The 26,123-nt window shown below is 68.2% G+C and carries 27 protein-coding genes and 1 tRNA gene; 13 read left to right on the top strand and 15 right to left on the bottom strand.

Annotated features, from left to right (window positions below; genetic code table 11):
• The first annotated feature begins 77 nt into the window (after positions 1–77).
• Positions 78–1,301, top strand: coding sequence for a PucR-like N-terminal domain-containing protein (locus tag ACZ6YV_RS35270; RefSeq protein ID WP_465513732.1), 1,224 nt, complete (start codon positions 78–80; stop codon positions 1,299–1,301).
• On the opposite strand, the gene ACZ6YV_RS35265 is transcribed toward ACZ6YV_RS35270, so the two are convergent.
• Positions 1,260–2,111: a helix-turn-helix transcriptional regulator gene (locus ACZ6YV_RS35265; protein WP_465513731.1), complete on the bottom strand. Its 852-nt coding sequence runs from the start codon at positions 2,109–2,111 to the stop codon at positions 1,260–1,262. The genes ACZ6YV_RS35270 and ACZ6YV_RS35265 overlap by 42 nt on opposite strands.
• Before the next feature lie 85 nt (positions 2,112–2,196).
• On the opposite strand from ACZ6YV_RS35265, the gene ACZ6YV_RS35260 reads away from it, so the two are divergent.
• Complete coding sequence (locus tag ACZ6YV_RS35260) at positions 2,197–2,976, top strand: SDR family NAD(P)-dependent oxidoreductase (RefSeq protein WP_465513730.1); 780 nt, start codon at positions 2,197–2,199, stop codon at positions 2,974–2,976.
• 70 nt (positions 2,977–3,046) lie between these two features.
• Here ACZ6YV_RS35260 and ACZ6YV_RS35255 read toward each other — a convergent pair whose 3' ends face one another.
• Positions 3,047–3,649, bottom strand: a complete 603-nt coding sequence (locus ACZ6YV_RS35255) for a TetR/AcrR family transcriptional regulator (RefSeq protein WP_465513729.1) — start codon at positions 3,647–3,649, stop codon at positions 3,047–3,049.
• A gap of 93 nt (positions 3,650–3,742) precedes the next feature.
• Here ACZ6YV_RS35255 and ACZ6YV_RS35250 point away from each other — a divergent pair, with 93 nt between their 5' ends.
• Complete coding sequence (locus tag ACZ6YV_RS35250; RefSeq protein ID WP_465513728.1) at positions 3,743–4,525, top strand: MBL fold metallo-hydrolase; 783 nt, start codon at positions 3,743–3,745, stop codon at positions 4,523–4,525.
• Positions 4,526–4,994: 469 nt separating this feature from the next.
• Here ACZ6YV_RS35250 and ACZ6YV_RS35245 read toward each other — a convergent pair whose 3' ends face one another.
• The 3 genes from ACZ6YV_RS35245 to ACZ6YV_RS35235 all read right to left on the bottom strand — a co-directional run bounded on the left by ACZ6YV_RS35245 (position 4,995) and on the right by ACZ6YV_RS35235 (position 7,771).
• On the bottom strand, positions 4,995–5,432 hold the full coding sequence (locus ACZ6YV_RS35245; protein ID WP_465513727.1) for a hypothetical protein: 438 nt from the start codon (positions 5,430–5,432) through the stop codon (positions 4,995–4,997).
• 155 nt (positions 5,433–5,587) lie between these two features.
• Positions 5,588–6,235 carry a hypothetical protein gene (locus ACZ6YV_RS35240; protein ID WP_465513726.1) on the bottom strand — a complete coding sequence of 216 codons (648 nt, stop codon included), beginning with the start codon at positions 6,233–6,235 and terminating at the stop codon, positions 5,588–5,590.
• 18 nt (positions 6,236–6,253) lie between these two features.
• Positions 6,254–7,771, bottom strand: coding sequence for a matrixin family metalloprotease (locus ACZ6YV_RS35235; RefSeq protein WP_465513725.1), 1,518 nt, complete (start codon positions 7,769–7,771; stop codon positions 6,254–6,256).
• 733 nt (positions 7,772–8,504) lie between these two features.
• Between ACZ6YV_RS35235 and ACZ6YV_RS35230 the strand changes: the two genes are divergently transcribed.
• Positions 8,505–9,236 carry a dienelactone hydrolase family protein gene (locus tag ACZ6YV_RS35230; RefSeq protein ID WP_465513724.1) on the top strand — a complete coding sequence of 244 codons (732 nt, stop codon included), beginning with the start codon at positions 8,505–8,507 and terminating at the stop codon, positions 9,234–9,236.
• A gap of 200 nt (positions 9,237–9,436) precedes the next feature.
• Here ACZ6YV_RS35230 and ACZ6YV_RS35225 read toward each other — a convergent pair whose 3' ends face one another.
• From ACZ6YV_RS35225 to ACZ6YV_RS35215, 3 genes are all read right to left on the bottom strand, one after another.
• Positions 9,437–10,150 (bottom strand): class I SAM-dependent methyltransferase, encoded by a 714-nt coding sequence (locus ACZ6YV_RS35225; protein ID WP_465513723.1) that lies wholly within the window; start codon positions 10,148–10,150, stop codon positions 9,437–9,439.
• A gap of 41 nt (positions 10,151–10,191) precedes the next feature.
• Entirely contained in the window at positions 10,192–10,749 is a 558-nt protein-coding gene (locus tag ACZ6YV_RS35220) for a dihydrofolate reductase family protein (protein WP_465513722.1), read from the bottom strand.
• A 112-nt stretch (positions 10,750–10,861) separates the two neighbouring features.
• Positions 10,862–10,932: transfer RNA gene (locus ACZ6YV_RS35215), tRNA-Gln, on the bottom strand.
• 373 nt (positions 10,933–11,305) lie between these two features.
• Between ACZ6YV_RS35215 and ACZ6YV_RS35210 the strand changes: the two genes are divergently transcribed.
• Positions 11,306–14,269, top strand: a complete 2,964-nt coding sequence (locus tag ACZ6YV_RS35210) for a 3-keto-alpha-glucoside-1,2-lyase-like domain-containing protein (RefSeq protein ID WP_465513721.1) — start codon at positions 11,306–11,308, stop codon at positions 14,267–14,269.
• Between the two features lie 46 nt (positions 14,270–14,315).
• Here ACZ6YV_RS35210 and ACZ6YV_RS35205 read toward each other — a convergent pair whose 3' ends face one another.
• On the bottom strand, positions 14,316–15,059 hold the full coding sequence (locus ACZ6YV_RS35205) for a dienelactone hydrolase family protein (RefSeq protein WP_465513797.1): 744 nt from the start codon (positions 15,057–15,059) through the stop codon (positions 14,316–14,318).
• Positions 15,060–15,206: 147 nt separating this feature from the next.
• Between ACZ6YV_RS35205 and ACZ6YV_RS35200 the strand changes: the two genes are divergently transcribed.
• Positions 15,207–15,794: a class I SAM-dependent methyltransferase gene (locus ACZ6YV_RS35200; RefSeq protein ID WP_465513720.1), complete on the top strand. Its 588-nt coding sequence runs from the start codon at positions 15,207–15,209 to the stop codon at positions 15,792–15,794.
• Here the strand turns inward: ACZ6YV_RS35200 and ACZ6YV_RS35195 are convergent, their stop codons facing one another.
• A complete protein-coding gene (locus ACZ6YV_RS35195) occupies positions 15,795–16,730 on the bottom strand; it encodes an alpha/beta hydrolase (RefSeq protein ID WP_465513719.1) in 936 nt (311 codons plus the stop codon).
• Positions 16,731–16,811: 81 nt separating this feature from the next.
• Here ACZ6YV_RS35195 and ACZ6YV_RS35190 point away from each other — a divergent pair, with 81 nt between their 5' ends.
• Positions 16,812–17,423: a TetR/AcrR family transcriptional regulator gene (locus ACZ6YV_RS35190; RefSeq protein WP_465513718.1), complete on the top strand. Its 612-nt coding sequence runs from the start codon at positions 16,812–16,814 to the stop codon at positions 17,421–17,423.
• Here the strand turns inward: ACZ6YV_RS35190 and ACZ6YV_RS35185 are convergent.
• Positions 17,420–18,187 (bottom strand): MBL fold metallo-hydrolase, encoded by a 768-nt coding sequence (locus ACZ6YV_RS35185; RefSeq protein ID WP_465513717.1) that lies wholly within the window; start codon positions 18,185–18,187, stop codon positions 17,420–17,422. The genes ACZ6YV_RS35190 and ACZ6YV_RS35185 overlap by 4 nt on opposite strands.
• A 90-nt stretch (positions 18,188–18,277) precedes the next feature.
• Here ACZ6YV_RS35185 and ACZ6YV_RS35180 point away from each other — a divergent pair, with 90 nt between their 5' ends.
• Positions 18,278–18,916, top strand: a complete 639-nt coding sequence (locus tag ACZ6YV_RS35180) for a CGNR zinc finger domain-containing protein (RefSeq protein ID WP_465513716.1) — start codon at positions 18,278–18,280, stop codon at positions 18,914–18,916.
• Here ACZ6YV_RS35180 and ACZ6YV_RS35175 read toward each other — a convergent pair.
• Together ACZ6YV_RS35175 and ACZ6YV_RS35170 are read right to left on the bottom strand one after the other, a co-directional pair.
• Positions 18,907–20,040 carry an FAD-dependent oxidoreductase gene (locus ACZ6YV_RS35175; protein ID WP_465513715.1) on the bottom strand — a complete coding sequence of 378 codons (1,134 nt, stop codon included), beginning with the start codon at positions 20,038–20,040 and terminating at the stop codon, positions 18,907–18,909. The two genes, ACZ6YV_RS35180 and ACZ6YV_RS35175, sit on opposite strands and share 10 nt — an antisense overlap.
• On the bottom strand, positions 20,037–20,711 hold the full coding sequence (locus tag ACZ6YV_RS35170; protein ID WP_465513714.1) for a TetR/AcrR family transcriptional regulator: 675 nt from the start codon (positions 20,709–20,711) through the stop codon (positions 20,037–20,039). The genes ACZ6YV_RS35175 and ACZ6YV_RS35170 overlap by 4 nt, the downstream gene beginning before the upstream one ends.
• 250 nt (positions 20,712–20,961) lie before the next feature.
• Between ACZ6YV_RS35170 and rox the strand changes: the two genes are divergently transcribed.
• Positions 20,962–22,389, top strand: coding sequence for a rifampin monooxygenase (rox, locus tag ACZ6YV_RS35165; protein WP_465513713.1), 1,428 nt, complete (start codon positions 20,962–20,964; stop codon positions 22,387–22,389).
• A gap of 69 nt (positions 22,390–22,458) precedes the next feature.
• The gene (locus ACZ6YV_RS35160; protein ID WP_465513712.1) at positions 22,459–22,848 is read left to right on the top strand and encodes a VOC family protein; all 390 of its coding nucleotides are present in this window, start codon (positions 22,459–22,461) and stop codon (positions 22,846–22,848) included.
• On the opposite strand, the gene ACZ6YV_RS35155 is transcribed toward ACZ6YV_RS35160, so the two are convergent.
• Positions 22,788–23,324, bottom strand: a complete 537-nt coding sequence (locus ACZ6YV_RS35155) for an Lrp/AsnC family transcriptional regulator (protein ID WP_465513711.1) — start codon at positions 23,322–23,324, stop codon at positions 22,788–22,790. The two genes, ACZ6YV_RS35160 and ACZ6YV_RS35155, sit on opposite strands and share 61 nt — an antisense overlap.
• A 92-nt stretch (positions 23,325–23,416) precedes the next feature.
• Here ACZ6YV_RS35155 and ACZ6YV_RS35150 point away from each other — a divergent pair, with 92 nt between their 5' ends.
• From ACZ6YV_RS35150 to ACZ6YV_RS35140, 3 genes are all read left to right on the top strand, one after another.
• Entirely contained in the window at positions 23,417–24,280 is an 864-nt protein-coding gene (locus ACZ6YV_RS35150; protein WP_465513710.1) for an LLM class flavin-dependent oxidoreductase, read from the top strand.
• Positions 24,281–24,282: 2 nt separating this feature from the next.
• Positions 24,283–24,708, top strand: coding sequence for a nucleoside deaminase (locus ACZ6YV_RS35145; protein WP_465513709.1), 426 nt, complete (start codon positions 24,283–24,285; stop codon positions 24,706–24,708).
• Positions 24,709–24,818: 110 nt separating this feature from the next.
• Entirely contained in the window at positions 24,819–25,931 is a 1,113-nt protein-coding gene (locus tag ACZ6YV_RS35140; protein ID WP_465513708.1) for a tyrosine-type recombinase/integrase, read from the top strand.
• On the opposite strand, the gene ACZ6YV_RS35135 is transcribed toward ACZ6YV_RS35140, so the two are convergent.
• Complete coding sequence (locus tag ACZ6YV_RS35135) at positions 25,922–26,110, bottom strand: hypothetical protein (RefSeq protein ID WP_465513707.1); 189 nt, start codon at positions 26,108–26,110, stop codon at positions 25,922–25,924. The two genes, ACZ6YV_RS35140 and ACZ6YV_RS35135, sit on opposite strands and share 10 nt — an antisense overlap.
• Positions 26,111–26,123: the final 13 nt, after the last annotated feature.

The following is a 26,123-nucleotide window of genomic DNA, read 5'->3' as shown; positions in this document are numbered from 1 at the left end:
GTCAGGGTCCGCCGGGAGCGGGTGAACCACTAGAACGGAGGCGCGCGTTCCTGATCGGAGTTTTGTAGGTTGCCTCTATGACGAAGGCGTCGGCACAGCCGTGGCGCCGGCTGGACGCCTCCGTGCTGACCCGGCTGGAGCCCGACACCGCCGCGATCGCGTCCGCCGCGATGGACCAGGTCCGCGCCGGGCTGCGGACACCGCTGGACGACCGGACGGTCGCGAACGTCCAAACCACCCTCGACGTCGCACTGGACGCCTTCTTCACCGAGATCGGCCAGCCCGACATCACCACCGACTGCGAGGTCTACCGGGCACAGGGCCGGGCCCAGCACACCGCGGGCCGCAGCCTGGAGGAGATGCTCGGTTTCTACCAGTCGGCGGCCCTGGGGGTCTGGCGGCAGCTCACCTCGGCGGCGCCGGCCGTGGACCTGCCGACCCAGGCGATCGTCGAACTCGGCGAGGCCCTGTTCGCCTTCATCGCGGAGCTCTCGGCCGCCGCCGCCGACGGATACGCCGAAGCGCGGTCACAGGCGGCGCGGGCCGGGCAAGCGCGGCGGGACCGGCTCCTCGGCCTCCTGCTCGCCGAACCGGCGGCCGCCCCGGACGTGCTCGACGACGCCGCGAGCCAGGCCACGTGGGCACTGCCGGACCGCCTCGTCATCGCCGTCACCAGCGCCGACGTCGTGCCACGGTTGCTGGACCGGATGCCGGGACGGGTGCTGGTCGGCCGCCACCACGACCTCACGGCCGTGGTCATGCCCGCCGACAGGCTCGACTGGTACCTCGGCCGGCTACGCGACCTGCTCGACGACGAGCAAGCCGGGGTCGGCCCGGTGGTGCCGCTTCGCTCGGCCGCGCTCAGCGCCCGCCGCGCGAGTGCGCTGTGGCGGCTGACCCGCACCGGCGCCCTCGGCGGCGACGCCCTCGTCCACACCACCGACCACCGCATCGACCTGCTGCTGACCGCCGACCCCGAACTCGCCTCCGAGTTCTCGACGGACATCCTCGCGCCACTGGCCGAGCTGCCGGAACCGGCGAGACAACGGCTCACCGTGACCCTCACGGCGTGGCTCGCGCGGCCCGACCAGCCACAGGCGATCGGCGACGAACTGCACGTCCACGTCCAGACCGTCCGCTACCGGATCCGGCAGCTGCGAACGCTTTTCGGCGACACGATCGACGATCCGGCGGGACGCTTCGCTCTGGCGATCGCCCTGCGGATCGATCCACTGGTATCGAGGGAACCTACAAAGCGCTCAGAGCGGAGCGTCCATCCGCTGCGTCCCGACGACCGATAGCAACCGCAGTGCGTTCTCCGAGGCGCTGCCGGGGTCGGCGGTATAGATCACGACCTGCTGGTCGCGGTCGCTGATGTCGAGGACGTCGCAGTTCACGCTGACCGGGCCGACCACCGGATGCCGGAACGTCTTGCACAGCGTCGGCGCGGCGCAGACGTCGTGCGCGGCCCACAGCCGGGCGAATTCCTCGCTGCCGTCGAGAAGTTCACGGATCAGCCCGGTGAGCTCGGGATCGTCGGGATAGCGGCCGGCGGTGGCGCGGAGATTCCGGACCGCGCTCGCGGAGAACTCCTCGACGTCGGACACCCCGTACAGCCGCCTGCCGTCGGGCCGCGGCCCGAGGAACGCACGGCGAACGAGGTTGCGGTCACGCCGTGGCAGCGCGGAGAAGTCCTCCATCAGAGCGGCGGCGAGGTCGTTCCAGGCGAGCACCTCGTAGGTCGCGGACAGCACGATCGCCGCCGCCTGCGGCAGGCGCCGCAACAGCGCGAGAATGCTCGGCCGGACCTCCCGCGACGGCCCGGGCGGCGGTCCCGGCGGAGCACCGGCGAGGTGGTGCAGGTGCTCGCGTTCCACATCGGACAGCCGCAGCGCCCTGGTCAGCCCCGCCAGCACCTCACGAGAGGGCCGGGGACCGCGGGCCTGCTCCAACCGCGTGTAGTACTCGGTCGAGATGAACGCCAGCTGCGCCACCTCCTCGCGCCGCAACCCCGGGGTACGGCGCCGCGGCCCGGCGGGAAGGCCGACGTCGGCGGGGGTGATCCGCTCGCGCCTGCTGCGCAGGAAGTCCGCCAGTTGTCGTCTGTCCACCACTCCAGTGTGGACGATGCCGGGACGCCAGCCAGGTACCGCCGGTGCCTGGATAGGCGCCGGCGGCGGGTGAAGTCTCGGTGCCATGACCAACACAACGACTGTTTCGGGCCTGCTGGACGGCAAGGTCGCCTTCGTCACCGGTGCCGGCCGCGGTATCGGAGCCGCCGCCGCACGGCTGTTCGCCAGGGAAGGCGCCCGCGTCGTGCTCGCCGCCCGCACCGAATCCCAGCTGAAGACGGTGGCCGAGGAGATCCGCGCCGAGGGCGGCATCGCGGACCACGTGGTGTGCGACCTCGGCGACGCGGCGAGTATCCGCGAAGCCGTCGGCCGGACCGTGGAACTGCACGGCAGGCTCGACGTCGCGTTCAACAACGGTGCGACGAACGTGCCACCCGGCCCGATGGACCAGGTGACCGAGGCCGATTTCGACCGCATCTACGCGGTGAACCTCAAGGGCCCGTGGCTGTCGATGCTCGCCGAGATCGAGGCGATCCGGGCCACCGCGGGAACCGGCGCCATCGTCAACAACAGCAGCGTCGGCAGCCTGATGGCCAACCCGGACCTCCCCGCGTACGGCGCGATGAAGCGAGGCGTCAACAGCCTCACCGCCTCGGCGGCCGTCACTTACGGGCCGGAAGGGATCCGGATCAACGGTGTCGCCCCCGGTACGACGATGACCGAGATGTTCAGCGAGTGGATGGAGAGCTCGCCGGGCATCCTCGAACAGCTCAACGCCCGGACCCCGCTGGGGCGCGTGGCCGAGCCTGAGGAGGTCGCCCAGGCCGCCGCGTGGCTTCTGAGTGACCGCGCCTCCTACGTGACCGGCACTGTCCTGCGGGTGGACGGCGGCATGCTGTCCTGAGCCGGCCCGTCGGCGATCCCCGTGATCGGTGACGTCGTGTGGCCACCGCAAGAACCCGGCGCGGCCCCGGTCACAGCTGGTCCAGGGCCCGTTCGATCGCGCGGCGAGCCCGGCCCGCGGCTGACAGGTCGTGCTGGAGCTGCATGGCCGCGTTCAACGCCAGCCCGGCGGCGACGATCTCGAACAGCGCCTGGTCGATGTCGAACCCGGCGGGAAGCTCACCGTTCTCCACCGCCGCGGCCAGATCCGCCCGCAGTTGTCCGCGCCAGCGTGACCACACCTCGGCCACCGCGTCGCGGACCCTGCCCGGACGGCCGTCGTACTCCGTGAGCGCGGCGGTCATCAGGCAGCCACCGGGCAGCAGCGGCGCTTCCAGGTAGCCCACGGAGTTGGCGCACACCACGCGCAGCCGTCGCAGCCCCGGCGGCTCGGCCAGCGCCGGCTCGACCACCCGATGCCAGAAGTCCACGAACGCCTTGTCCAGCGTGGAGATCTGCAGCGTCTCCTTCGTCCCGAAGTGCTTGTGCACCCCGGACTTGCTCATCTCCAGCTCCTCCGCGAGCCGGCCGATGGTGATGCCGTCCAGCCCCTCCTCGGAAGCGATCTCGGCGGCGCGGCCGAGGATCCGGCCCTTGGTGGCCTGCGCTTCGGCCGCTGAGCGTCGAGGTGACATGTGACAAGAATAGCGTACGGCCGTTCGCTATTGATTTAGCGAACGCCCGTACGCTAACTTTCGCGGCACTTCACCGAGACGAAGGAGTGCGAGATGCGGGTACGACGACTGGGCTGGGCCGGACTGGAGATCGAAGCGGCCGACGAACGACTGGTGATCGACTACGTGCAGGACCTGTCTCCCCTGTTCACAGGCTGGAAACCCGGCGACGGACTGGCAACGCCGAGCGGGAACGTCTCCGCCGCGCTGGTCACCCACCTGCACCGGGACCACACGGACGCGGCCGCGCTCGCGGACGTGCTCACACCCGGCGCGCCGGTACTGCGACCGGCACCCGGCTACGGCGACGACGTGGACAACGTGACGACACTGCCCGCCGAGCGCGAACTGACCCTGCACCGGCTGGCTGCCGAGGCCGTGGACGCCTGGTCCACCCGCGAGGTCGGACCGTTCCAAGTCACCGCAGTCCCCGCCGTCGACGGACTGGGCGACCCGCAGCTGAACTGGGTGGTGCAAGCCGACGGGCAACGGGTCTTCCATGGCGGCGACACGATGTTCCACGGCTACTGGTGGCTCATCGCCCGCCGGTTCGGCCCGTTCGACGCGGTGTTCCTGCCCGCCAACGGCGCGGTGGTCGACGCGCCGCACCTTCAGCCACCGAGCCCACTCCCCGCCGCGATGGACCCGAGGCAGGCAGCCGCGGCCGCGGCGATCCTCGGCACCCGGTACGCGGTGCCCATGCACTACGAGGCGGAGCAGCCGGACAAGGTCGCCGGCTACGTCGAGGTCCTCGACCCGGAGGCCGAGTTCCGCACCCACGCCGGACGCCGCGCGCACGTGCTGCCCATCGGGGAATGGCTGGATTTAACCAGGTAAAAAGCCACTTCGGTATCGCTTACGCGTTACGCTTAACTAGTTACACGTCTCGCTGGCGCGAAACCTATTGGAGAGATACGCCCAGTGATAATGCCCCTTATAACTGAGTATCGTTCGACGAACGGATCAGGAAGGCTGAAGTCGGCCATCTCGGGCCGCGAAAACGCGCACCGGAAGCGCGATGAGGGTGGGGAATCACACCAGGAAGGACGGTTTCGGCGCTCAGCGGCGATCTGAGAGCGTTTTGCCTGGTCAGGCGGCTAGGATCTGGCCGACAAAACCTGTGTCGTATCGGGTGGCGAGGCCGCGCCATTGCGTGGCGTGGCAGAACCGGCGTTCGATCACGTTGCGGTTCTTGTAATCGTGGGCGTCGAGCCCGATGGGCCTGCCGCCGCGTGAGCCGCGGCGTTTGCGGTCTACCCGCTCCGGCTAGGAGTGGAGTGATCAGCGTGACCAGAGGTAGCCTCGGTCAGGTCCGCTTGCGGCTCGCGATCTCGTCAGAGAGCCGCTGCACGTGGGCAGGGTCCGCGTCCCGGGCAAGGGCGACGTAATGGTCCATGACGGCCGGCCGGTAGCGCACGGGCAACGTCTGTCCTGGGGCGAGCCGGGTGAGCTCGGTGATCGTGAGGTCTTCGTCTGCGACACCGCGGAACGAGATACCGCCGGCGGTCTCCACGTCGAACATCAAGACCACGCGTGGATTGCTGTTGACCTCCCGCCAATCGACGAGAACGCCGAGCGCAAGCGCCCCCGTACGCAGTTCCGCAGTGCGCTTGCGTGCATCACTGCTCAAGAGCGGGTTCGGGGCGACGCCCGGGAAGGTGGGCCCGACGCCGAGCGATTCCCGACTCAAGTCGGGCCTGAGCTGCGCCATCATATCGGTGAGCTTCTTCTTCGAACCGAACATCCTGGCCCTCCCACACACCGGTGCCGGAATCTCGGCCTGGCGCTTCGCCCTCACCGCGATTGTACGGCGCGGCCATCCCCGACCTCCGTCGCTCCGAACAAGCCCACCGCCAAGATCAAGAACAAAGAGCGGAATTCGAGTACGCGTTCTCCCGGTCAATCGCCGTCAGCCTCCGACGGGCGCCCGATCTCGCCAGGTCGGGCTTGCGACAGGGGTGCCGCGAAGCCTGAAGGGGCTTCGTCGACTCGCATGGGCACCTCGTGGACTTCGGTGTACGACCGGTGCCGAACGTCCGGTGGCTGCATGTCTTCGAGTTGCCGGCCGCGTTCCAGTTGTTGCCCGACGACGGCTACGACGAGGCGCCGCAGTCCGTCAATCGGTGCGCGGCCGTCTTGCATGTCCAGCAGCTCTTGGACGCGATCGTCGATGATCTCCAGCGGAAAATCGACGTTCTCCCCCACGACGGGGTATCCACTACCGAAGACCAGGCTGTACAGCTCGTTCGGCTGATCGGGCTGAACGTCCTTGGCAAGCAGCAGGAGAACCGAGCTCCGGCCAAGCGGTACAAGCCAGCGCGCCCTTTCGTCCCTGCCCTCGCCGAGAACACGCACCAGCAGGCGCTCGGGCCGATCGCCTTTGAGTACCTCGTCGACATCTACCTCGAACAGTCCGACGACTCGGGTCGTCCCCTCGGTCCGGTCGGGCCGCAGGTCAATGAGACGCGCGTTGACACTGACGGCGATGAGGTCTGCTGTCAGCACCCGATCGACCAGGTTGGGAATGATGTCGTAATCCATGGCCATGCCAGCCCCCTAGCGAAATCAGGGTCCTTCGTAGGCGAACCACAACGCCGCTTCGTTGTATTCAGGAACGCTCGCGAGCGCGGGTCCCGTGTGGCTCGGATTGCCGAACAGGTTCACCTTCCCGGTCCAGCCGGGCGAACCATCCGGAGAGACCATCGTCGCGAGGGTCGTAGCACCGTTCTGCTCACGCCAAGCCATGGTGAAGCGTCCATGTCCTCCGTCCCGCACGAGCGCGGGCTGGATGCGGGTGCGTTCGGCTGTCCAGTCGGTCGCCACGCTTTGCAGCTGCCCGGCGTTGATGGTGCAACGCAGGACGACGATGTCGTTCAGGTTCGTCGGCGCCAGGTGGTTGGCGAAAGCGAAGGCGACCAGAACACGGTTGGCGCCGTCGGCCGCGACGGCGACACCCGATGCCGTCTTCGTGGCTTGATTGAGGAAAATCGGCGGACTCCACGTCCAGCCGTCGTTGGTGGACAGGCTGGCGCGGACATAGCCGGTGGTCGTCTGGCTGGTCCGATCGAAATGCGGCCAGACAAGGATCCAGGTCGACACGCCGGCGACCCGGGTCCAGGCCAGACCGGGAGTGCCGCAAGACTGAGCGCCGACGGGGGGATTCATGAGATCCCAGCCGAGTCCCCGGTTTGTCGAACGAACGACCTTGATCGTCGCGTTGTCGTCGTTCTGGACCCAAGCCCACAGCAGTGTGCCGCGATCGTCACTGGCATACGCGGGTCCGTGGATCGACCGCTCGCCTCCGAAGTAGAACCACAACCGGGTGAGGAACTTGTCCCCGTCCGTCCGCAGCCAGGTAGGAATGCGGTTGGCGTGGCTCCAGCCGAGATTGTAAAGGCCGGACGCTCTGACTCCGACCGCACCGGGACTCTGGGTGGTTCTGGCCTGCGAGTTGTTGAGTGCGGTGAGCTCGTTGGGTACTGCGGCCCAGGTCGCCGCGCCATCACCCGAGCGGAGCTCACGAAGGCGATTGGCGTTGAAATCGGCGTAGAGCGTCTTGAGCCGAGCCACATCCCCTTCCCAAGGTCCATAACGGGTCGACTGGTAGCTGTACCCGCCGAACATGGTGTCGTTGCCCGACGCGCTGTGGTCCAGAAGCCCCATGGCGTGCCCGAGTTCATGCATGAAAACACCCTGCATGTCGATCTGACCGGGCATCGCGTTGTGGGGCACGAAGTTCCAGGGCGTCAGATCGACCGCGTTGCGCCGATGGAAGATCGTGGTCGAGGTGTTGCCGCCGACGGAGCTGAATGTCGAAGCCAGCCGCGGGACTGGGCCACCGCCGAAGGCGGGGTCCATCTGGATGACAAGTTCGCCGGGATTAGCCGAGGTAGCCGTGGTGTAACCCCAGAACTGCGGGCGTAGGTCGACACCGGCCATCGTCATCCAACGGGTGTAAGCGTTGATCACGCAGTCCGTGAAGGGGCCTTGCCAGGCGGGATCGATGCCTTGCGCGACAAATGACTGCCAATTGATGAAAATTCTCGGTCTCGAACCTTGATCGAATATGCGCGCATCGGCCATGTTGAGTTTCTCACCTCCGAGGCTTCGGTCAACTCATCCACTTACGGAAACATGGGTTCTCGCCGCGTCGATCGATCTTCCATCGTAACCGGGAAAAACAAGCCGGGACAGGGTCTTTAGGCCCATCGGGGAGACAGGTACGGGCGGCAGGTTCATTCGGGACTATCTCGGCAAACGGGATCCGCAACTGTCTCGATCAATTTCGCGCGGCGGGCGAGGCACCGGACGACGCGTATAGAATTGCCAATATTCCGCACCGGTTGGTCAAGTGAGTTCATGCCGCACTGTTGACAAATGGCCGAACCCTGCACGGCGCTCTGCGCAAATCCTATTTTCGTAACGGTGACCACCGAGTGACGTCGGCGCGAATTCGATTGTCCATTGTTGGCTCATATGATGTACTCAAGTAGACCTGCGATAAGGAATCTGTGACGGATGATCCTCCGCTTGGTGGCCACGATCCCTTTCTTGTGTTCGTGTGTCTGTGGGACACCAGGAGGACCGGTTTCGGCGCTCAGCGGCGATCTGAGGACGTTTTGCCTGGTCAGATAGCCCTTGGAAAACCTGTTGGCGGACCGTGGTGGCCGCTGCTAGCTTTCCGGGGACCGTGCGACAGACCGAGGAGGTGGTACCCGTGAACCTGACGATGACATGGGTGCTCCCCTCTGGGGTCACGGTCGGGCGATAGGTCGTCCGGGAGCGCCATCTATGAGCACTCCCGAAAGGCACGACCATGCACTTCACTTCCGAACGGCGCCTCGACGACGATGTCCTCGAGCGTGAGTTCCTTCTCGGCGAGATCCCCGGCACCCTGTGGACGTCCGGATCCACCACCGCGCCGGTCCCGCTGATCCTGCTCGGGCACCCCGGCGGACTGGGCAAGATGCACCCCCGGCTGGCGGCACGGGCCCTCGGCACCGTGGAGGAGGGCTATGCCGCCGCGTCCATCGAGCTCCCCGGCGCCGGAGACAGGCCGCGTTTGGCCGGCGTCGACGAGGCCCGCGCCGATCTGCGGCGGGCGGTGAAGGCGGGCGAGCCGGTCAGCGACGAGATCGTCGACCGCCTCGTGCTCCCGCTGGTGGAACAGGCGGTCCCGGAATGGCGGGCCACCGTGGACGCTCTTCAGTCACTGCCGGAGATCGGCGGCCCGGTCGGGATCGCGGGCGGGGTGACCGCCATCGGCGTCCGGATGGCGGTGGTCGAGCCGCGTATCGCTGCCGCGCTTCTGTTCGCCGGGAGCTACGTGCCCCGGAGCATGTTCGCCGAGGCTCGGAAGATCACCATTCCGCTGCATGTCCTGCTGCAGTGGGACGACGAAGGAAACGACCGGCAGCTGGCCCTGGATCTGTTCGACGCCTTCGGCTCCAAGGAGAAGACGCTGCACGCCAACATGGGCGGGCACACCGGCGTCCCGCAGTTCGAAGGGGACGCCGGAAACCGGTTCTTCGCCCGGCACCTGAAGTAACCCCTCGTGAGTGGTACGGACGGTTCTAACCGTCGTTACCGCTCACGAGGTCCTGGGCCCCCGCACGGTGCGGCACCTTGGTCGCCCCTGCCAAGTACGTGAAGGCCCCCTTCATTGCGCCTAGCGCAATGAAGGGGGCCTTCACGGACCGGGCCTGAGACACCTTGGCCCTAACCGTCCTCACCACTCACGAGCCCTGGTCAGACGGCTTCGAGGACGAAGAACAGGAAGCTCAGGAAGGCCGTCTTGCCCGCGAGCTCGTCGGGGAACCGTTCGTAGGCGGCCGGTGCCGGAGGGGGCTCGCTGACGACGGCGGTCCGGAAGCCGGCGGCGGTGAAGGCGTCGGTCATCGCGTGCAGCGGCCGGTGCCAGTACGTCAGCACGGCCTTCTGGCCGGCGAAGGTGTACTCGTCGGACCACTTGATCGTCTTGAAGTAGTCGGCCTCGGGGTAGAGCAGCTTGTAGATGATCGGGTGGTTGACGGCCATGATCAGCCGTCCGCCGGGTTTCAGCACACGCCGGATCTCGGCGAGCGGCGCCGCCCAGTCCTCCAGGTAGTGCAGCACCAGGGCCGAGATGACGTCGTCGAACGCGCCGTCGGGAAACGGCAGCGGACTGCCCATGTCGGCGACCTGCAGGGCCGCGTCGGCGCCGAGCCGCTTCCGGGCCAGCTCCACCATTTTGACGCTGGAGTCGAAGCCGGTCACGATCGCGCCTCGGTCGCGCAGCGCCTCGAACAGGGGGCCCGACCCACAGCCCGCGTCGAGGATCCGCCTGCCGGACACGTCACCGGCCAGGTTCACGATCGCGGGTTGGGTGTAATAGGCGTTGTTGAGGCTGGTCTCGTTCTCGGCCGCGTACGCCTCGGCGAAGCTGTCGTAGTCGTTTTCCGCGGCTTCGGGAGTGGCAGTCATATGGCCGAATATGGCACGACAGGCTCGCCCCGCGTCGGCTCTTACTCGCCGGCCACCGTGTACACCAGCTCGAGGACCCCGGACGGGAAGGCCGTGCTTTTCACCAAGCGCAGGTTCAAGGGCTGATCCAGCTCGGGGAACAGCGGCGCGCCCTTGCCGGTGGCGGCGGGAAGCACCCACAGCCGGTACTCGTCGACCACGCCGAGCTTGATCAGGGAGTGCAGGAACTCGGTACCGCCGGCGGCGACGAGGTCCTTGCCGGGTTCGGCCTTGAGCTTGGCGATCTCCTCCGCCGTGTCACCGGCGGCGATCCGGGTCTCAGGCCAGTCGTCAGCGGACTTCAGGGTTCGGGAGAACACGACCTTGGGGATCTCGTTCATGGCCTTGGCGGATGGGTGATCGGAGGTGGGCCAGAAGCCGGCCATGGCCTCGTAGGTGTTGCGGCCCATGAGGAAAGCCCCAGCGTCCCAAAGCCGGCTGACGAAGTACTCCTCCTGCTCGGGGTCGTCGATGTTCATCATGACGTCCCGGATCCCGTTGTCCCCGTCGGCGCTCTTGCCGTCGAGCGAGACGTAAAAGCCCAGAATCAACTTCCGCATCAGGTGTCTCCCAGTGTGTGCTTTCGCGCCGGTACCGCTCCGGCCTGGGTCCACTCTCTCGCCGACAATCAGAAGTGTCAAGACAAAAATATTTGTCGGTGTCGAGATGCTGCTCCCGGTCCAGGATTCGAACCTGGGCGAACGGATTCAAAGTCCGTCGTGCTGCCGCTACACCAACCGGGATCGACCGGGTCGACGCAAGTAATACGCCGCCGTTAATTGATTCTTTTTCAGGGCAAACAAGTTACCAGGGCAATTAGCCGATAAGTGACGAAGTCTGCCACAAAGGAGGCTCCGAGCTGCACAGATGACCTTGGATACCCGATGGACGCACGACCGGGAAGGGATGGCGAACGCGGAGAAAGATCGTCAATCGCATTTGCCCCAGGTTGGCGACCGCAAGCCGAGGTCGCGGCCTGCCCAATCGCACAAGATCGAACACTTTCGCAAAATTTCAACCATCTTTCGTTGACTTCGTGCACAAGTTCGCTAGCTTGGTGTGACGCGGTTGTTGCGCAGCGGAGCCAGGAACCGCGCCCCTGCCGAGGAGGAGCCCATGCGGCTGCCCGTCGCCCTGCTCACCGTGGTCTTGGCCGTCGGGTTCCCGGCCCCGGCCGCCGCGCAGCCCGACATCCCACCGCAGGAACCGGGTGTCACGATGCGCGTGTTCGACATACAGGTGCCTCTGGACAAGTACTGCACCCTCAAACCGAGCCAGACACCCAACGTCGACAAGCTCATGCCGACCATCGACTGGTCCACCACCGAACATTTCGGGTTCGCCGACCGGTTCGTCACCGAGGTCACCGGCTACCTCAAGATCGGCACCGCGGGCCAGTACGACTTCCGGCTCACCAGCGACGACGGCGCCCGGCTGCTGATCGGCGGCACGCAGGTGATCGACCACGGCGGCAAGCACGGGGCGACACCGAAGGACGGCTCGATCCAGCTGAGCGCCGGTGATCAGCCGCTGCGCATCGACCACTTCGACGCGGACTACGACCAGCGGCTCAAACTCGAGTGGAAACCACCGGGAGCGAGTGGTTTCGCCCTCGTCCCGACTTCGGCGTTGAGCACCGACGCGGAGGTCACGCGGGTCACTTCCCCCGGTCGCAAGCTGTGCGAAGGCGTGAACGAGTCTCCCGGTGACGGCCTGCCGCTGACCGGGGTCCATCCGAACTACACGCTGACGGAGTTGCGCCCCAAGGGCTTCGAGCCGCAGGTGACCGGGATGGACTGGCTGCCCGACGGCAGGCTGGCCGTCTCCACCTGGGGCGGTGGCCGGGAAACGGTGCTCGGTGAGGTGTATCTGATCGACGGGGTCACCGGCGCCACCGACCCGTCCCGGGTGACCATGAAGAAGATCGCCGGGAATCTGCGGGAGCCGATGGGCCTCAAGTACGTCGACGGCACCATCTACGTGTCCGAGAAGCACCAGCTGACCGCGCTCGTCGACACCACCGGTGACGAGGTCGCCGACGAGAAGCGCAAGATCGCGACCTGGCCGTTCGGCGGCAACTATCACGAGTTCGCGTTCGGCCTGCTCTACCGCGACGGGTTCTTCTATGTCACGACGGGCATCGCGATGATCCCCGGTGGCGCGACCGCGGATCCGCAGCCCGTGGCCAGCCGGGGATCCACGCTCAAGATCGAGAAGACCACCGGCAAGGTGTCCTATGTGGCCGGTGGGCTGCGGACACCGAACGGCCTCGGGTGGGGTCCGGAAGGCGACGTCTTCGTCACCGACAACCAGGGCTCGTACGTGCCGACCTCGAAGCTGGTGCGGATCAAGCCCGGCCGCTTCTTCAATCACCACACCAATCCCGACGGCCCGTACGACGACCGGCCGGTGACGGAGCCGGTGCTGTGGCTGCCGCACGGCGAGATTTCGAACTCGCCGAGCAATCCCCTGGTCCTGCCCAGTGGGGTGTTCGCCGGGCAGATGGTGTTCGGGGACGTGACCTACGGAGGCCTGCAGCGCGCGTACCTGGAAAAGGTCGGCGGTGAGTACCAGGGCGCGGTGTTCCGGATGACGCAGGGACTCGAATCGGGGGTCAGCCGCATCAGCCTCGGCCCGGACGGTGCGATCTACACCGGCGGCATCGGCTGGCAGGGCAACTGGGGACAGGAAGGCAAGCTCAAGTTCGGCCTGCAGAAGCTGTCCCCGACCGGCGACGACGCGTTCGACATGCGGGCCGTGCGGGCGATCGGTGGCGGGTTCGAGATCGAGTACACGCAACCGCTGTCCGAGAAGACCGCGCTCGATCTGGCGTCGAAGTACAAGGCGGCCCAGTGGCGGTACGTGGCGACACCGCAGTACGGCGGTCCGAAGGTGGGCGAGGAGACCTTGAAGGTGTCCTCGGCGGCGCTGTCCGCGGACCTCAAGAAGGTGACTTTGAAGGTGGACGGCCTCAAGCCGGGCCGCGTGGTGCACCTGCACTCCCCTCGCCCCTTCGCCGCGGAATCCGGTGCGGAGCTGTGGAGCACCGAGGCGTGGTACACGATGAACAAGCTGCCGGACGGTTCGGTCCCGCCGCCCGAGTACGAGGCGGAGTCGGCCAAGCTGGCCGGTGGCACCGGGTTCAACACGAACCACAGCGGCTACTCGGGTACCGGGTTCGTCGATCGCAACTGGGAGCCCGGTTCGAGCACGACTTTCGCCGTCGATGTCGCCAAGGGCGGCCGCCACGATCTCGCCCTGCGGTATGCGAACGGGCCGAACCCCAGCCCGGATCCGGTGAGCAAGTCGATGAGCCTGTACGTCAACGGCAAGAAACAGAAGCAGATCTGGCTCGCGAGCACAGGCGCGTGGAACCAGTGGGCGACCCATGTCGAGTCGGCGGTGCTGCGGCCCGGGGCGAACTCGATCGCCTTCGTCTACGAGGCCCAGGACAGCGGGCACGTGAACCTCGACAAGCTCGCCGTCACCCCGGCCAAGCGGACGATCCTGTTCGACGGGAAGAACCTCGACGCGTGGGAGTCGGCCGGTGGTGGTCCGGCGACCTGGCCGGTGACGGGCGGCTCGATGGAGTCCTCCGGCGGGGACATCCGCACGAAGGCGACCTTCGGCGACTTCCGGATGCACGCCGAGTGGTCCCAGCCGCAGTATCCGCCGGAGCAGACCGGGCAGGCCCGCGGCAACAGCGGGGTCTACCTCCAGGAGCGCTACGAGATCCAGGTGCTGGAGTCCTTCGGGGTCACCCCGCCGAAAGCGAACGACGCCGGTGCGATCTACACGAAGAAGGCGCCGGACGTGAACGCCGCCACCGCGCCGGGCACGTGGCAGACCTACGACATCAGGTTCCGCGCGGCACGCTACGACAGCGCCGGCACCAAGATCGCCGACGCGCGGGTGAGCCTGTGGTGGAACGGGAAACTGGTGCACGACGACGTGGCGATCGACGGCAAGACCGGGGCCGGTCGGCCGGAGAACCCGTCACCGGCCCCGATCCGCTTGCAGGATCACGGTGACCCCGGGGAGAACCCGAGGTTCCGCAACGTGTGGGTGGAACGGCTCTAGCTACCCGCTCGTGAGTGGTGAGGACGGTTAGAACCGTCCTCACCACTCACGAGCGAACGTTGTCGAGAAGGGCGAGCAGCCGCTCCCAGTGGCGCTGCGATCCGGCGGCGTCGAAGGCGTCGGTGTCGGCCATGGTGTAGCCGTGGACGGTGCCGGGGTAGATCTCGCAGGTGTAGCTGACACCGGCGGCGTCGAAAGCCTGGCTGATCTCGGTGATGGCTTCGGGTGTCATGTCGCCCTCGGCGAGGCCGAGGTGGACTTTCGCGGTGAGGCTCGGGATCTGGCGGTGCGGGCTGTCGGGTGCGTCGGTGACCAGGGCGCCGGGGTGGAAGCCGGCGACGGCGGCCACCTGATCCGGGTGAGCGGTCGCGGTGCGCATCGCGAGGACGGCGCCCATGCAGTAGCCGATCGCGGCGACCGGTCCTGATCGCACCTCGGGTTGCGCGGTGAGAAAGCCGAGGTAGGCCTCGGCGTCGCGCAGGGTGTTTTCGGTGGTGTGTGCCTGGATGAGGGGCATGATCTCGCTGAACAGCCCGGACCGGTTTTCGGCGGTGATGTGCTCGGGAAGGTCGAACACCGGTGCCGGGCGGTGCCGGTAGAAGATGTTGGGGACGAGGACGTAGTACCCGTGTCCGGCCAGTTCGCGGGCCATTTCCCAGAGAACGGGGCGTGGCCCGAAGGCATCCGGGTAGAGGAGGACGCCGGGATGGCTGCCGCCGTCGTCGGGGAAGGCGGCGAAGGCGTCGGCCTGACCGTCCGGGGTGGGAATCTGCGGCGTGATGGTGGGAATGGTGTTTCTTCCTTTCTCGACTCAGGCGGCGGCCCGACGGCGTCGAGCGTGCGGCCCATACCTCCAACTTGCCATTCGGCACCAAGTTTTGCCCCTTCGCCCCAGTGATCGTCATCATCGTTTGTGAAGAACGGAGAGGAACGACTGATGACGCACGGGTTCGACAAGGAGTACTGGGAAGAGCACTGGCGGCAGAGCGGTGCCGGGAGCCCGCCGAATCCGTATCTCGCCCGTGAGCTCGGCGAGCTGGAGCCGGGCACGGCGCTGGACGCGGGTTGCGGCGAGGGCGCCGAGGCGATCTGGCTCGCTTCACAGGGGTGGCGGGTGACCGCCGCCGACATCTCGTCGGCGGTGCTGGCCCGCGCTGCCGAGCGTGACCCGTCCGAGCGCGTCAGCTGGGTCGAGGCGGACTTGGGAAGCTGGGCGCCGGAAACACAGTTCGACCTGGTCACGACCCACTACGCGCATCCGGCGATACCGCAGCTGGAGTTCTACGACCGGATCGCGGACTGGGTGGCGCCCGGCGGCACGCTGCTGATCGTCGGGCACCTCCACACCCATCACGGCCACGGCCACTCTTCGCCTGCCGAAGCGTCGGTCACCGCCGCGGCCATCACGGCACGGCTGGACGAGAAGATCTGGAACGTCGTCACCGCGGAGGAGTGCCGGCGGATTCATGGCGGCCGGGAGGTCCCTCTCGAGGACGTGGTCGTGCGCGCCACCCGGCGCCGGTAGCTATCGCGCGCCGTGCCGGGCGAGGAACAGGCGCTGCTCGGCGACGGCCTCCCGGTCCTCCGGACTGTCTCCTCCGAACCCTCCGTGGGTCATCGCCTCGAACACGTGCAGTTCGGCCTCCACGCCCGCGGCGCGCAGGGCGCGGTGCATGCGGACGGTGTTGGAGAGGAACAGATCGCGGGTTCCGCTGCGGAGATACGTGGGCGGGAAGCCGGTCAGGTCACCCAGGACCGGGGAGAGATACGGATCGCGCAGGTCGGCGCCTGCCGCGTAGAGCTCGTTCGGCGCTCGAAGGCTGCGCAGGACGTTGTCCACTCCGGCGAGGGTCTGGAAGGTGTCACCCGCTTCGGCGAGGTCCACCTGTGGGGTGTTGAGCACCAGGGCGGCAGGCATCGGCATTCCGGTGTCCTTGGCGCGCAGCAGGAAAGCGGAGGCGATGTTCCCGCCCGCGGAGTCGCCGCCGACGAAGATCCGCGACGGATCGCGGTCCCGCAGCGCGCGCCGGTACACGGCGATCGCGTCGTCGAGGGCGGCCGGGTACGGGTGCCGCGGCGGCAGCCGGTAGTCCACGCCCCAGGTGAGCATGCCCGTGGACAGCGCGGCCCTGCCGGTGGTCACCCGGCAGGCGTCCCCGCCGCCGACCAGCAGCGCGCCGGGATGCATCCAGAGGAAGAGCGGCTCGTCCGGCCTTTCTTCCAGCCCGTGGGGCTTGGCGGCGTACACGGTGACGCCGTCCGCGTCGAAGTCTTCGACGGTGACCGGCAGGTCGGCGATCGGGAACCGCCGGGCCGTGGACCGGTTGGCCTGGTCGACCATCTCGAGCCACGCGCCGGTGTCTTCGAAGGCCGGGTAGGTCAGTTCGCCGCGTGTGGCCGTGAGCCAGGCTTGTGCCTGCTCGCTGACCGTGGACGGAGCGGGGAACGTGCGCTCGTTCATGCTTGGCCCCTCTTGTTGCGAAACCACGTGACGAGCACTACGTTAACCAACTAAATTAAGTCACACAAGGAAGTGGGGCTCATGCCCAGAACCAGTGAGCGCGGTGGCCCCCGGACGCGTGCCCGGATCCTGGAAGTCGCGAACCGGATGTTCTTCGAGCGTGGGTACGAAGCCGTCACGGTCGCCGAGATCGCGCGTGAGGCGGGGTTCTCGAGCGTGACGGTCTTCAATCACTTCCCGCGCAAGGAGGACCTCTTCCTGGACCGCGCGGCCGACGCGGTCGAGCTGGTGCGCTCGGCCGTCCGCGACCGCGCGCCGGGCGTCGAGGTGCTGGCGTCCTTGCGGGACATGAGCCTTCACCTCTTCGACGCCCGGCACCCGCTTTCCGGCGTCAACGACAGTTCGCTGACCTTCTTCCGAACGGTCGCCGAGTCGCCCGCGCTCGTCGCGCGTGCGAGGGCCATCGAGTCCGAGCTCCGGCAGACGCTGGCCGAGGAGCTGGATCGGGATCCGGCCTTCGAGGGCTACGGGGCGCTGTTCGCCGCGTTCTTCGTGGCCGGATACAGCGCGGTGCTGGTCGAGACCGTGCGCTGCCTGATCGACGGCGACGCGTTCGACACCGTGGTGATGGACCACCGCGTGAGGCTCGACAGGCTGTTCATCGCGCTCCGCGACGGGGTCGGCCGCGGTTAGCCCAGTCGCAGCCGATCGGCCAGGCCGGCGGCGGAGAACGCGGTGACCAGGTCTTCGCGGCCTTCGGTGAAGTGCTCCCAGCTGTCGAAATGCACGGGGACGACCGTGCGGGCGCCAAGAATCCGCGTCGCCTCCGCGGCCAGGGCGCTGTCGAGGACGAGCAGCGCGCCGTCGAAAACCGGCTGCAGGCGTGGGGCCCCGGCGAAGAGTACGGCGGCGTCGACAGGGCCGAACCGGTCGGCGACCTGCCGGACAACATCGAGCGAGGCGTTGTCGCCGCTGACGTAGACGGTCGGCAGGTCCTTGCCGGTGAGCACGAAGCCGACGACGTCGCCGGTGACCTTCTCCGCACCTTCCGGCCCGTGCAGCGCGGGCGCGGCTGTCACGGTCACCGCTCCCCCGTCCGGCCGGGTCAGTTCGACCTGTTCCCAGGTCGCCAGCCCTTTCGAGGTGCCGCCCAGCCGCCCGGCGCCGCTGGGCGTAGTGAGGGTCAGCGGGACGTCGGCCAGCAGTTTCCGGCCGGAGTTGTCGAGGTTGTCGGGGTGTTCGTCGTGGGACAGCAGGACGGCGTCAATGCGGCCGAGGTCCGCGGGATCGATCGACGCCGGTGCCGTCTTGGTCAGGCCGGGTCTCCCGTCGGGCCGCCCGTAGTGGCCGGGCTCATCGAAGGTCGGGTCGGTCAGGAACCGCAGGCCGCCGTACTCGATCAGCGCGGTCGGGCCGCCGAAGACCTGGACGGAGAGCTGGTCACTGAGCTGGTTCATCGTTCACCTCACGGATAGGTAGTCTTTCTTCCGTGAGCAACGTTAGCCAGTTCTCACGGAAGAGTGCAATAGTTTCCGTGAGTCTTTCTCATGGTTGAACCTGGCGCCTACCATGAGAACGTGGACGACACCGATCTTGACGCCGCTGCCCTGCCGCCCGCGCCGGGCGATGGGCAGTACGTCGCGCTGGCGCTCGCCAACACCACGATCGCGCTGCCCGGTAACCAGTTCACCGATCTCCTCGGCACCCCGGCCGCCGCGACGGACTGGCTCGTCGCGCAGGGGCTCGCCCCGGTCGACGCCGGTCTGCACGAGATGTGCGCGGGACTGGTCCGGTCCCTGCGCGAGCAGGTGCGGGTCCTGCTCGCTTCGAGGTCTTGCTCGGAGCCGGCTCCGCAGAGCGCTCTCAGTGCCGTCAACGACGCGCTGAGCAAGGCCCCCACCGCGGAACTGCTGCACTGGGACCCGGTCCGTGGGCTCTACCGCACCGCGTCGCATCCGATCACCCAGATCGTCGAGCACGCGTTGGCGACGCTGGCCGCCAACGCCGCGGATCTGCTCACCGGGCCGGACGCCGAGCGGATCGCCGCCTGCGGATCGGCCCCGTGCACCCGGTTCTTCCTGCGCAACGGACGGCGTCAATGGTGTTCCGTGCGATGCGGTGACCGGGCACGCGCCGCCCGCGCCTACGCCAGGCGTTCCCAGCCGGCCGAGGTGGCTCAGCGGTAGGACTCGAAGCGGTCCAGCAGCGGCTTCGGGGAGTCTTCGGCGAAGCAGAGGACAAGGTTTTCGGCGGATTCGGCCGCCGAGGCCTCGCTGCGCGGGAAAAGAGCCTTCTCGTACGCGCCGAGAGCGGCGTCGACGTCGCCGGGGTGGGCGGCGAGCGCCAGGCCGAGTTCGGAGCCGTCGAACATCGCGAGGTTGGCGCCCTCGCCGGCGAACGGCGACATCAGGTGGGCGGCGTCGCCGAGCAGGGTGACGCCGGGGACGCGGTCCCAGCGGTGACCGATCGGCAGCGCGTGGATCAGCCGTGGGGTCAGGTCGCCGTCCGCGTCGAGGATCAGTGCCCGCAGTGCCGCGTCCCAGCCGCCGAAGTGGTCGAGCACGGCGGCTTTCGCGGCGGCGGTGTCGCTGAAGTCGATCGTGGAGATCCAGTCCTCGGCGGTCTTCAGCGCGATGTAGACGTGGAGGCTGCCGGTGCTGTCGTGGTGCGCCAGGAAGCCTTTGGCCGCGCCGAGGGCGAAGAACATGCCGCCTCCGACGAGTGCGGCGCTCTCGGGGTGGCGGTTCGCGGCGTCGTGCAGGTGCAACTCGACGAAGGAAATCCCCTCGTAGACCGGTCGAGCGTCGGAGACCAGAGGCCGGACCTTGGACCACGCGCCGTCGGCGCCGACCAGCAGGTCCGTGGTGTACACGGTGCCGTCTGTCAGGGTGACTTCGTGCCGGCCCCCGCCGAGCGCGCGGGTGCCGGTGACCTTGGCGCCCCAGCGCACGGTGCCCTCGGGCAGCGACCTCAGCAGCAGGTCTCGCAGATGGCCGCGGGCGACTTCGGGACGATCGCCGTCGCTGTCGTCTGCTTCCTCGAAGTGCACGACGCCGTGCTGGTCGAGGATGCGCATGGCCTCGCCGCCCGGGTGCACGAGCGCGCGGAACTCGTCATGGAGCCCGGCGGCCCGGAGTGCTTCCTGGCCGGAGTCCTCGTGGATGTCGAGCATTCCGCCCTGCGCCCGGGCGGAAGGTGAAGCGTCGAGGTCGAAGACCGCGGCTTCGACGCCGTTGACGTGCAGGACGCGGGCCAGGGTGAGTCCGCCGAGGCCGGCGCCGACGATCGCGATGGGGTGATGTGTGGTCATGTCGGATTCCTTTCGGGTGGTACGGCGGTGTCCGTGATCCCGGTGATCAGCACCCGCAATCCCCACGACATCCGCTGTGCCGGCCGTCCGGTGAGCAGGTCGGCCGCGTGGGCCGCGATCTGCGGATGGGTCGTCTCGTCGGCGTCGCGTACGGCGCGGGCCAGCGCGTCCCAGTCGTCCGGTGCTTCCTGGTCGGCGTGCTCGGCCGCGGTCGCCGTCGCGTGCTGCAGGAGGATGTCGATCCCCCACGCACGCCGCTCGGGTGGCACGTCGCCCTCGGCGAGGAGAACGAGCAGGTTTTCCACCAGGCGCAGGTAGTTCTCGCCACTCGGGCGGGCCACCAGCGCGGACAGGGCGAGCCCGGGGTACTCCAGCAGCATCGAGGTGTAGGCCGTGAGCAGCCGTTCGAGCCGGTCACGCCAGCCGCCCTCGGACGGTGGCACGGGGATTGTGCCGAGGAGTTCGTCCAGGATCGCCGCGTGCAGCTCGGCGGTGTTGCGGACGTACACGTAGAGCGAGGCCGCGCCGGTGTCGAGTTCCTGCGCCAGCCGGCGCATCGTGACCTTCCGCAGGCCTTCCTCGCGCAGGATCCCGACAGCGGCGGCGACGATGCCGTCACGGGTCAGCGCGGGTTTGGCCGGTCGTTCCCGGCGGCTCTTCTCGGGTGCCATACGCCAACCATAACGAACATGTTCGTGACGAACAAGTTCGGAGCGAACATGTTCGACGCAGGTCACATCGAGAGGCACTACTTCCATCGGGGGTTTGTCCGTCCACTGCGGACTGAAATGACGAAGGCAGAGAGATCAACTCTCCCTGCCACTTCTAACGTATAGCGCACCTGGGGGCTTGCGGCAAGACCCCGGTCGTGCCGCAAAATCTCCCGCCGTGAACCACGAGCACGACACACGGGGGAACTCTTTGATCGACGTGATCATCGCCGGCGGCGGTCCGACCGGCATGATGCTGGGCGCCGAACTGCGGCTGCACGGCATCCGCGTGGTCGTCCTGGAGAAGGACGCGGAACAGTCCAAGGTCGTCCGCTCCATGGGCCTGCACGCGCGCAGTATCGAGGTGATGGACCAGCGAGGCCTGCTGGAGCGCTTCCTGGAACACGGGACGAAGTATCCGGTCGGCGGCTCTTTCGCGGGCATCATCAAACCGGCGCCGTCCTTGGACAGCGCCCACGCCTACATCCTCGGCATCCCCCAGACCATCACCGACCGCCTGCTGATCGAGCACGCCACCGAGGTGGGCGTCGAGATCCGGCGCGGCTGCGAAGTGGTCGGCCTGAGCCAGGACGACGACGGTGTGGACGTCGACTTGGCCGACGGGTCGAAGCTGCGCTCGCGCTACCTCGTCGGCTGCGACGGCGGACGCAGCACGGTGCGCAAACTCCTCGGGATCGGCTTCCCCGGCGAGCCCGCCACGGCCGAGACGCTGCTGGGCGAGATGGAGCTGACCGAGGACTGGGAAACGGTGCTCGCCGTGATGACCGAGGTCCGCAAGACCCAGTTGCGGTTCGGGCTCTCCCCGATCGGCGACGGGGTGTACCGGGTCGGTGTCCCCGCCGAAGGGCTGGCCGAGGACCCCCGCGTCCCACCGGCCTTCGAGGAGATCAAACGGCAGCTCAAAGCCGTCGCCGGCAGCGACTTCGGGGTGCACTCGCCGCGCTGGCTCTCCCGCTTCGGTGACGCCACCCGGCTGGCCGAGCGGTACCGCGTCGGCCGCGCGTTCCTGGCGGGCGACGCGGCGCACATCCACCCGCCCGTCGGCGGGCAGGGGCTCAACCTCGGTGTCCAGGACGCCTTCAACCTCGGCTGGAAACTGGCCGCCGCGATCACCGGCTGGGCACCGGAAGACCTGCTCGACACCTATCAGACCGAACGGCACCCGGTCGCCGCCGCCGTCCTGGACAACACCCGCGCGCAGATGCAGCTGATGTCGCTTGACCCGGGCTCCCAGGCGGTCCGGCGGCTGCTGGCGGAACTGATGGAGTTCGAGGAGGTGAGCCGGTTCTTGACAGAGAAGATCACCGCGACCGGGATCCGCTACGACTTCGGCGACGGGCACGAACTGCTCGGCCGCCGCATGCGGGACCTCGAACTCGAGCAGGGGCATCTCTACGGGCTGACCCGCGGCGGCCGCGGCCTGCTGCTCGACCAGACCGGCAGTCTTTCGGTGCGGGACTGGGCCGACCGCGTCGACCACGTCGTCGGGGTCAGCGAGGAGCTGGGGGCACCGGCGGTCCTGCTGCGCCCGGACGGTCACGTGGGCTGGGCCGGCGAAGACCAGGGGGAACTGCTCGTCGCGCTGCGCCGGTGGTTCGGTGAGGGCCAAGTCCTCTAGCGCGCACGGGGGCACCGGCTATTGGCTGGTGGCGTTCCGAACCCGTTGCCACGACAGGAGTTGATGACCATGACCGGACGGGTCGTGCACTTCGAGATCCCCTTCGAGGACGGCGAGCGCGCACGCGGTTTCTACCGGGAGGTCTTCGGCTGGAAGACCGACACGCCGCCCGGGATGGACTACACGATGGTCTCGTCGGGGCCGACCGCCGCAACCGGCATGCCCTCGGAACCGGGGTTCATCAACGGCGGGATGCTGGCGAAGAAGTTCAGCGCCGCGTCCGGCACGGTGATCGTGGTCGACGTCGACAGCGTCGACGACACGCTCGCGGTCATCGGGAAACAGGGCGGCTCGACCCTCGTCGGCCGGACCGCTGTCGGCGACATGGGCTTCTCCGCCTACTTCAAGGACCCGGAAGGCAACGTCATCGGTCTCTGGGAGACAGCGAGCCGAGGCTGAGACCCGCGGGCGCCCGTGACCAGTGCCGTCACGGGCGCCCGCGGCCCCCGGTAGGGCAACGTCTGGTTGTAGACGATGTTGGTGTTCGTGCTCCCGAACAGCGCGAGCTCGTTGACGATCTCCTCCAGCCGTCCCATCGACGGCGCCGCGATCTTCAGCGAATAGCAGTCGTCACCGGTCGTCCGGAGGCATTCGAGGATCTCGGTCCGCTCCGTCAGCAGCTTGTGCAACGGCGAGTGCTTGCTGCCCGGGTACTTCAACCGCACCACGGCGAGCACCACATATCCGGCCTTCTCCAGGTCGACCTCGGCGCGGTACCCGGTGATCACCCCGGCCGCCTCCAGGCGCTTGACCCGCTCCGTCGTCGCCGACGCGCTGAGGCTGACCCGCTTCCCCAGCTCGGTGAGCGGAAGCCGCCCGTCTTTCTGGAGCTCGACCAGGATCGCCCAGTCGGTCGCGTCGAGAGTCTCGGTCATGCGGCCAGATTACCGGCATATCCACGGCGGACACGCCGTTACGCAGGGAAAGATCTCTTCCCGGGTTTCCGCCTCGCAGATAGCCTTGACCTGTGCGAATAGGTGTCAACGTCCCGAATTTCGGACCGGGGACCGATCCCGGAATCCTCCGCGGCTGGGCCACCACGGTCGAAGGCCTCGGCTACGACCTGCTCATGGTGTCCGATCATGTCGCGATCACCCCCGACGTCGCCGAGCAGTACCCGGCGCCGTTCTACGAACCGTTCACGACCCTGTCCTGGCTCGCCGGCGTGACGAGCCGCATCCGGCTGGGCACCACCGTGCTCATCGTCCCGTACCGGCATCCTCTGCTGATCGCCCGGATGGCCGCGAACCTGAACCAGCTCAGCGGCGGGCGGCTCGTGCTCGGCGTCGCGTCCGGCTGGGCCCGTCAGGAGTTCGAAGCGCTCGACGTCCCGTTCGAGAAGCGCGGACGGCTGACCGACGGCCACCTCGACGCCGTCCGGAAGGCCTGGGCGGACGACGCCGACTACCGCGCCGGCGACATCCCGATCTGGGTCGGCGGCAACAGCGACGCCGGGATCCGCCGCGCCGTCCGGATCGGCGACGCCTGGCATCCGCTGCGGGCGACGCTCCCCTGGCTCACCGAAGCGCTCACCAGGGTCAAGACCATCGCCGACGCCCACGACCGGCCCGTTCCGGCGTTCACCCCGCGGATCCTGCTGACCATCACCGACCGCCCGGTCACCGGACCCGGCCGCCTCGCCGGGGAGGGCACGATCGAGCAGATCGTCGACGACCTCGACCGGCTTCGTCATCTCGGCGCCGAGACCGTCGTACTCGACCCGTTCTCCGGTGATCCCGAAGAGACCCTCCGCCCGGAAGCCGCATGGCAGGCTTTGGCGACCGTGGCCGCCCACTGGGAACTGGGCCGATACCGAACCGAACAGGACTGATCATGACCGAAGAAGACGAGAAGTTCCTCCGCCGCGCCATCGAGCTGGCCGCGAAGTCCCGGGCCGACGGCGACCCGCCCTTCGGTTCGCTGCTCGTCGGCCCCGACGGCACGGTGCTGGCCGAGGACCACAACACCTCGGTGTCGCAGTCGGACATCAGCCTGCACCCGGAACTGAAGCTCGCCGTGTGGGCCGCGCGTGAACTGGATCCCGCCGTCGCGGCGGGGACGACGATGTACACCAGCTGCCAGCCGTGCGGGATGTGCCAGGGCGCCATCGAACGCTCCGGCCTGGGGCGGGTCGTGTTCGCCCTTTCCGGTGAGCAGGTCACCGCGCTCAAGCCGCCCGCGACCGGACCCGGCGTGAAGCTGGAGGGCCCGGCTTTGTTCGACGAGGCCCGCGTCCCGGTGGCCGGGTACTACACCTGAGCCCCTCGCGCTTCGCTCTGGGCTTCACGGATGCCCCGAGCGCCACGCCCGGGACGCTCGACGTCTCGAACGTGGCGCTCGAGGCATGCTCCGTGGCTAGGATGATCGCGATGTCCGCCGAACTCGAACTGTCGAAGATCCGGCTGCCGGAGACCAGGCCCGAGAACCGGCGACAGGTCCTCGCCGAAGCCGTCGCGCTGCTGCCCGCGCTCCCGCCCGCCGACCCGCTCGACCGGTACGCGATCCGGCACATCACCACACTCTGGCTCGAGACCGACAAGACCGACCACACCCGCCGCGCCTACTACGCCGACCTCTCCGCCTGGCTCGGCTGGTGCGCCCGCACCGGGCTCGACCCGCTCACGGCCCGCCGTGCCGACGTCGACGCCTGGAAGAACACCCTCACTGTCACCGGCAAGGACGGCCTGCCCCGGCCCGCCGCCGACTCCACCGTCGCCCGCACCCTCGCCGGCATCTCCAGCTGGTACCGGTATTTGCAGTCCAACGACATCGCCGACCGCAACCCGGTCTCCGCGGTCAACCGGCCCAAGACCGGCAAGACCCCGCCACTGCCCGCGCTCGGCGGCGAGTCGACGGCGAAACTGCTGAACCACATGGAGAACCGGGCCCGCGCCAACGACACCGAGGCGTCCTGGCGCGACGCGGCCGTCGTCGCGATCCTGTTCTACACCGGCTTGCGCGTCTCCGGCCTGACCACCGCCACCGTGCGCGACCTCGACACCGACGCCGGGCACACGATCCTGCGCTACACCGCCAAGGGCGGCCACCGCGACTTCGTCCCGCTCGTCCCCGCCGCCCAGCACCCGCTGCGCCGCTACCTCGACCTGCGCGCCGCCCGCGCCGGCGTCCGCCACGGGGAACTGACCGGCCCGCTGCTCGCGACCATGCCCCACCGCTACGACAGCACCAAATCCGGCGGGAAACCGTTGGCACAACGCGACGTCTGGTTCCTCCTACGGGCACAGGCCCGCGCCGCCGGACTCGCCGAGGCCGACACCATCTCCCCGCACACCGCGCGGCGGACCACCGGAACCCTGCTGCTGGCCAACGACGTCCCGGTGCAGAAGGTCCAGGACCTGCTGGGCCACGCCGACATCCGCACCACCCGTGACCGCTACGACGCCCACCGGCACAAGCTGGAGACCTCTCCCGTGCACGCGCTGGCGCAGCTGCTCGCCGACGCGCGCCACCGTCAGAGCTGAGCCTGTCCCAGCTGGGACTTCGTCGCCCCGATCACGACACCGTCGACCCGCGTGAGCCAGCTCCCGCACAGACACCGGACGTAGTCGAGCCGCCCTTGCGAGACCCGCTGGGATTTCGTCGTGCTTCCGGGCAGTTCCGCCAGCGGCCACCCACACCGCGGGCACATGTTCGATTCCATACCCCGATCGTGG

The organism is Amycolatopsis sp. NPDC102522 (genome assembly GCF_055584485.1).
The sequence above is the reverse complement of the archived record's forward strand: the minus strand, read 5'-3'. Positions and strand labels throughout refer to the sequence as shown.

What these genes read in the sequence shown, in the direction of transcription:
- ACZ6YV_RS35270 (WP_465513732.1), top strand. Translation starts at nt 78, where the DNA reads ATGACGAAGGCGTCGGCACAGCCGTGGCGCCGGCTGGACGCCTCCGTG.
- ACZ6YV_RS35260 (WP_465513730.1), top strand. Translation starts at nt 2,197, where the DNA reads ATGACCAACACAACGACTGTTTCGGGCCTGCTGGACGGCAAGGTCGCC.
- ACZ6YV_RS35255 (WP_465513729.1), bottom strand. Translation starts at nt 3,649, where the DNA reads ATGTCACCTCGACGCTCAGCGGCCGAAGCGCAGGCCACCAAGGGCCGG.
- ACZ6YV_RS35250 (WP_465513728.1), top strand. Translation starts at nt 3,743, where the DNA reads ATGCGGGTACGACGACTGGGCTGGGCCGGACTGGAGATCGAAGCGGCC.
- ACZ6YV_RS35245 (WP_465513727.1), bottom strand. Translation starts at nt 5,432, where the DNA reads ATGTTCGGTTCGAAGAAGAAGCTCACCGATATGATGGCGCAGCTCAGG.
- ACZ6YV_RS35240 (WP_465513726.1), bottom strand. Translation starts at nt 6,235, where the DNA reads ATGGCCATGGATTACGACATCATTCCCAACCTGGTCGATCGGGTGCTG.
- ACZ6YV_RS35235 (WP_465513725.1), bottom strand. Translation starts at nt 7,771, where the DNA reads ATGGCCGATGCGCGCATATTCGATCAAGGTTCGAGACCGAGAATTTTC.
- ACZ6YV_RS35230 (WP_465513724.1), top strand. Translation starts at nt 8,505, where the DNA reads ATGCACTTCACTTCCGAACGGCGCCTCGACGACGATGTCCTCGAGCGT.
- ACZ6YV_RS35225 (WP_465513723.1), bottom strand. Translation starts at nt 10,150, where the DNA reads ATGACTGCCACTCCCGAAGCCGCGGAAAACGACTACGACAGCTTCGCC.
- ACZ6YV_RS35220 (WP_465513722.1), bottom strand. Translation starts at nt 10,749, where the DNA reads ATGCGGAAGTTGATTCTGGGCTTTTACGTCTCGCTCGACGGCAAGAGC.
- ACZ6YV_RS35210 (WP_465513721.1), top strand. Translation starts at nt 11,306, where the DNA reads ATGCGGCTGCCCGTCGCCCTGCTCACCGTGGTCTTGGCCGTCGGGTTC.
- ACZ6YV_RS35200 (WP_465513720.1), top strand. Translation starts at nt 15,207, where the DNA reads ATGACGCACGGGTTCGACAAGGAGTACTGGGAAGAGCACTGGCGGCAG.
- ACZ6YV_RS35195 (WP_465513719.1), bottom strand. Translation starts at nt 16,730, where the DNA reads ATGAACGAGCGCACGTTCCCCGCTCCGTCCACGGTCAGCGAGCAGGCA.
- ACZ6YV_RS35190 (WP_465513718.1), top strand. Translation starts at nt 16,812, where the DNA reads ATGCCCAGAACCAGTGAGCGCGGTGGCCCCCGGACGCGTGCCCGGATC.
- ACZ6YV_RS35185 (WP_465513717.1), bottom strand. Translation starts at nt 18,187, where the DNA reads ATGAACCAGCTCAGTGACCAGCTCTCCGTCCAGGTCTTCGGCGGCCCG.
- ACZ6YV_RS35180 (WP_465513716.1), top strand. Translation starts at nt 18,278, where the DNA reads ATGGTTGAACCTGGCGCCTACCATGAGAACGTGGACGACACCGATCTT.
- ACZ6YV_RS35175 (WP_465513715.1), bottom strand. Translation starts at nt 20,040, where the DNA reads ATGACCACACATCACCCCATCGCGATCGTCGGCGCCGGCCTCGGCGGA.
- ACZ6YV_RS35170 (WP_465513714.1), bottom strand. Translation starts at nt 20,711, where the DNA reads ATGGCACCCGAGAAGAGCCGCCGGGAACGACCGGCCAAACCCGCGCTG.
- ACZ6YV_RS35160 (WP_465513712.1), top strand. Translation starts at nt 22,459, where the DNA reads ATGACCGGACGGGTCGTGCACTTCGAGATCCCCTTCGAGGACGGCGAG.
- ACZ6YV_RS35155 (WP_465513711.1), bottom strand. Translation starts at nt 23,324, where the DNA reads ATGACCGAGACTCTCGACGCGACCGACTGGGCGATCCTGGTCGAGCTC.
- ACZ6YV_RS35145 (WP_465513709.1), top strand. Translation starts at nt 24,283, where the DNA reads ATGACCGAAGAAGACGAGAAGTTCCTCCGCCGCGCCATCGAGCTGGCC.
- ACZ6YV_RS35140 (WP_465513708.1), top strand. Translation starts at nt 24,819, where the DNA reads ATGTCCGCCGAACTCGAACTGTCGAAGATCCGGCTGCCGGAGACCAGG.
- ACZ6YV_RS35135 (WP_465513707.1), bottom strand. Translation starts at nt 26,110, where the DNA reads ATGGAATCGAACATGTGCCCGCGGTGTGGGTGGCCGCTGGCGGAACTG.